Source organism: Lacisediminimonas sp. (assembly GCF_030645335.1).
Taxonomy (GTDB): Bacteria; Pseudomonadota; Gammaproteobacteria; order Burkholderiales; family Burkholderiaceae_D; genus Lacisediminimonas.
Genome location: NZ_JAUSNH010000011.1, coordinates 1 through 4,559 on the forward strand (window position 1 = coordinate 1; position 4,559 = coordinate 4,559).

A 4,559-nucleotide genomic window follows, 5' to 3' on the forward strand; every position below is an offset into this window, starting at 1 on the left:
GGCCATATCGGCATGCAAGCGTCGCGACGCACGGAAGAGTCGGGCTTCGGCGTCAAGGGCCGCACGGCGGAAGACGCGCGCAAGATCGTCGAAACGGCAGACGCAATGGTTGCCGCCGGCGTTTTCTCGTTCATCATCGAACAGGTGCCCACTGAACTTGCTGCATTCCTGACGCGGCGCTTGCCGGTGCCGGTAATTTCCTTGGGCGGGGGCAGCGAAAATGATGGCGTTTATCACATCAGTGGCGACATCGTCGGGTACAGCGCCTTCCCGATTCCGAAGAACCGCGGCGGCTTCGTCGATGTGCGGCCAATCATTGAAGAAGGTTTGATGAGCTACCGCAGCCAAGTACAGTCGGGCGCTTATCCGTCGCCGGAAAACGCCTATCACATGCCACCGGAAGAGCTAGAAAAGTTCAAGGCCATGTTCTAGTAACACTGGCATCAAACAAGTAGTAGCAACAGATTAAATCAAAAATTACCTCTCAGAGGAGACAAGATGCGCAATTCGATATCTGGTTTGAACCATCCGGCGTTCGGCGTTCGGCGCTCGGCGCTGGCGCTTAGCCTGGCCATGCTGATTTCGGCTGGCGCCGTCGGGGCGCAAACTGCGGCCGCGCCGGCACAGGCCTTCAATACTTCCCAGTACTCAGCCATTGCAGCCAAGGCAGCGCAGGCACAGGGGGCGCCAGTGGTGGTCCAGACCAATCTGTTCCTCGGCTGGACCGGTGCATGGGATACCGTGGTCATGAAACAGGGCAACATCCTGGAAAAGTGGCTGCCAAAAGGCAGCACGGTCGAATGGAAGCGCAACCTGCAGGGGCCACCGGTCATTACCGATCTGTTGGCCAACAAGCAAAACATTGCTTACCTGGGCGACAACCCATCCATCGTTGCCACTACGCGAGGCACGACAGTGCCGCTTCGCATCGTGGCCTTCAACCTGATCTCGCCGGGCCGCATGTGCGGCGTGCTGCTGGTACGCTCGGATGCGCCGCCACTGAACGGCCCGGCGGAAGTGTTCGCCTGGCTCAAGGGCAAGAAAGTCGCCGTGCCAAAGGGCAGTTGCGCCGACCGCACCGGCCAGGAAATGTTGAAGAAGGCCGGGATCAATGTTGAATGGATGTTCAACCAGGCTGAAGTGATTGTCACCAACCTGCAAGCCAAGAAAGTTGACGCCGCGTTCGTGTACGAGCCCAGTGCCGCGAGTGCGGTCAAGTCCGGTTTTGCTCGCTATGTGTTGTCGGGTTATCAGTACGGACTTGACGATGCCAACACGATCATCATGCGCCAGGACTTCATCGACAAAAACCGGCCTGCGGCAATTGGCTGGCTCAAGGCCAATATCGAAGCGCTGTATTTCATGCGTGACAATCCAATTGAGACCGTCAACCTGATCAAGCGTGAGTTGCCTGACTTCGATCGCGAAACAATCTGGGAGGCCATGTATGCGCGCATGCCTGCGTCAACCGGCGCCGGACCGATCGTCAATAACGCGGTCATGACCATTACACCGCAGGCCATGGACTTGTCCAACCAGGTGTTTGCCTTCCTTAAGTCAAACAACGTGGTGAAAGGCGAACTGGCGCCGGGCGCAATTGACGGCACGCTGGTGGCGCAGGCATTCACCGAGCTGGGCCTGGATCCAAAGAAAGCCTTGTTCGAATTGCGTGGCGGACTGCCTGCCGACAACCCATTCTTGAAGGATCAGCTAAAGAAGAAGTGAAATCGCCGGCCTTCGGGCCGGCATTTCCGTTTGGCTTAGATCAGGAGCTTGCAACATGGCAGAGAATTTCGTAGACATGAATTTGAAATGCCCCGGACCGGGTGCGGCAGCCGATGGACAGCGTAGTGCAAACGATGCCCTCGATGAGGCATTGCTGCGGGCGGCCGGCTGGAGTGACAAGCCAGTCGGTTTGATGGATCGGCTGATGCGCAAGGTCAGGAGTGCACGCACGATGCGCGGCATCGCCGGCATTAGCGTGTTCTTCGTGGTTTGGTATTTCTTTACGGCGGTCGTCATCCCGCCGCGCTTCGAGTTCATACCCAATCCGGTGTATCTGTTCATGCAGTGGATCAGTCCCACGCCAGAAAGCGGCGTGTCCTTGTTTACGCCGGTGTACTACCAGCACATCCTGGTCAGCACCGCGCGTGTTTATGCCGCTTTTTTCCTGGCGATCATCCTCGGCGTGCCACTTGGCCTAATGCTGGGCTGGAACCGCACCTTCCGCAACATGGTGTTCCCGATCGTTGAATTGCTGCGGCCGATCCCGCCGCTGGCATGGGTACCGCTGGCAGTGCTCTTGTTGGCCGGCATTGAATTACCGGTGATCTTCGTGACCATGATGGCCGGCTTTTTCGCCACTATCCTCAATTCCTACCTTGGTGTGTTGTCGATCAACCACACTTACTTCCGCGCGGCGTCCTGCCTGGGCTTTAGCCGCTGGCAAGTGCTCATGAGGGTTGTGGTTCCAGGTGCGCTGCCTTTCATTTTCACTGGATTGCAGATTGCGATGGGCGTGGCCTGGTTTTCGCTGGTGGGTGGTGAAATCATTGCCGGTAAATCCGGCCTCGGATTCTTGATTTTTGACGCCTACCAGAATGTCCAGCTGTCCAATATCTTCATCGCCATGATCACGCTGGGCACGCTCGGGTATGCATCCAGCGCCATGATCCGCAAGGTGGGCGATATGCTGATGTCGTGGCAGTCCAAAGAGCGGGGGAACACATGAGCGCAGTAATGAATGCCGCAATCCCCGGCAATGGCATGGCGGCACGCTGGTCGCGCCGGCTCAGGAACGTGGATTTCTGGCAAGGAATCGCCGGCATCGCGATCTTCATCTCTGTGTGGCAAATCTCGCGCACCATCGGTTTGATGACGCTGATCCCGAGCCCGCTCGAAATTCTGGCCGGCGCGCCACGCGTGATGGGCAAGCCGGATTACCTCCTTAGTTGGGCCAGTAGCGCGCAGCGGGTATTTCTCGGATTCGGCATTGCGACATTGCTGGCGCTGGCCATCGGTGTACCGATGGGCATGTCGCGCAAGCTCAAGCAAACCGTTTTCCCGGTGCTGGAAGTGATCCGGCCGATCCCGCCTCTGGCGTGGTTGCCATTGGCGATCCTGTTCTGGCCGACGCCGGAAATGACGATGGTGTACCTGACCTTCCTTGGCGCATTCTTCCCGATCCTGATCAATATACTGGCCGGCATCGACAACATCGATACGCGCTATGTCCAGGCGGCGCTGTCCCTGGGTGCTAGCCGTCGCGCGCTGTTCTGGAAAATCATGGTGCCGGGTGCGCTACCCTCGCTGTTCACCGGCTTGACCATTGCCATGGCAATTACCTGGGAAGTCGTGATTGCCGCCGAGATGGCTTCCGGCGACAACGGTCTGGGTTACCTGACATGGAACGCCTACATGAGTCACTCGATGGTTGGCATCCTGATCGGCATGTTGTCAATCGGTATAGCCGGGATCGTCTCCAGCCAGCTAGTCGCGCTACTGGGACGCCGCATGATGCCGTGGCTGAAACGATGATCGGAAACACTATGTCCATTTCCACTTCCATGATGAGCACGGAAGAAAAGCTGACCCTGCTGCGCCTGAATTCCTTTCTCGGTACGGCTGACAGCGACTTCCTGCGTCCGATCGCGCAAGAGTCGCGCGAGCAATCTTTCCGCGCCAATGATTTCATTTTCTCGCGCGAGGACAAGGCCGGCGATTTCTATATCCTGGCGCAGGGCCGCGTCGGGCATCCGGAAGTGTTGTCTGAGAACGATGAATACGGTGTGACCACTGGCGCGCGGCTGGCAGGCCAGTTGTTCGGCTTCGCTGCGGTGGTACAAGGACTGCCGCGCCGCGTGATCAGCGCCAACTGCGAGCAGGATACCGTCGTGCTGGCAATTGACGGCGTCTGGTTCCAGCAATATTGCGCTGGCCAAGGCCGCGTCGGACAATCGCTGCTGGAAACCCTGTCGCGCTGCTACGTCGGCCATGAAAGCAAGGTCAGTGGCCGGGCCGGCTGGATATCGATACGCAATGCAGGCAAGATCTACGACCCCTACGGCAAAGCCGTGGTAGCCGTGGACGACTGCTCGATTGAAATCCGGCCCGGCGAATTCGTCGCCATCGTCGGCCCCTCCGGTTGCGGCAAGTCGACGCTGTTGAACGGCATCGCCGGTTTCGAGTCGCTCACCAGTGGCGTGGTGCTGCTTGATGGCGAGGTCGTCAATCGTCCCGGCCACCAGCCAAAACCGGGCCCGGACCGGATGGTGGTTTTCCAGAACAACGCGCTGTTCCCGTGGATGACGATCATCGACAACCTGATCGCCGGACCAATTGCGCAAAATAAACTGAGCCGGCCAGAAGCGCTGGAGAAGGCGCGGGCCCTGTTGGCGCGAGTCGGCTTGTCGGGCATCGAGGATGTCTATCCGGGTGCAATTTCGGGCGGCATGGGTCGGCGTGTGGAGATCATTCGCGCGCTGTTGAACGATCCGCGCGTGATCTTGCTTGATGAACCGTTTCGCGGTGTTGATGCGCTGACCAAGTCAGTCACGCAT

General features: G+C 58.5%; 5 protein-coding genes. All 5 read left to right on the forward strand.

All coding sequences use genetic code 11. The features are described from left to right. The coding region (locus Q7T64_RS00865; RefSeq protein ID WP_304789586.1) for a 3-methyl-2-oxobutanoate hydroxymethyltransferase at positions 1-432 on the forward strand (432 nt) is incomplete at its 5' end. Between the two features lie 66 nt (positions 433-498). Beyond that, the gene (locus tag Q7T64_RS00870; protein ID WP_304789589.1) at positions 499-1,725 is read left to right on the forward strand and encodes an ABC transporter substrate-binding protein; all 1,227 of its coding nucleotides are present in this window, start codon (positions 499-501) and stop codon (positions 1,723-1,725) included. A 55-nt stretch (positions 1,726-1,780) separates the two neighbouring features. After that, positions 1,781-2,731, forward strand: a complete 951-nt coding sequence (locus Q7T64_RS00875; RefSeq protein ID WP_304789592.1) for an ABC transporter permease — start codon at positions 1,781-1,783, stop codon at positions 2,729-2,731. An 8-nt stretch (positions 2,732-2,739) separates the two neighbouring features. Then, positions 2,740-3,537 carry an ABC transporter permease gene (locus Q7T64_RS00880; protein ID WP_304789595.1) on the forward strand — a complete coding sequence of 266 codons (798 nt, stop codon included), beginning with the start codon at positions 2,740-2,742 and terminating at the stop codon, positions 3,535-3,537. A gap of 11 nt (positions 3,538-3,548) precedes the next feature. Continuing rightward, positions 3,549-4,559, forward strand: a 1,011-nt coding sequence (locus Q7T64_RS00885; protein WP_304789598.1) for an ATP-binding cassette domain-containing protein, incomplete at its 3' end; no start/stop codon positions are given.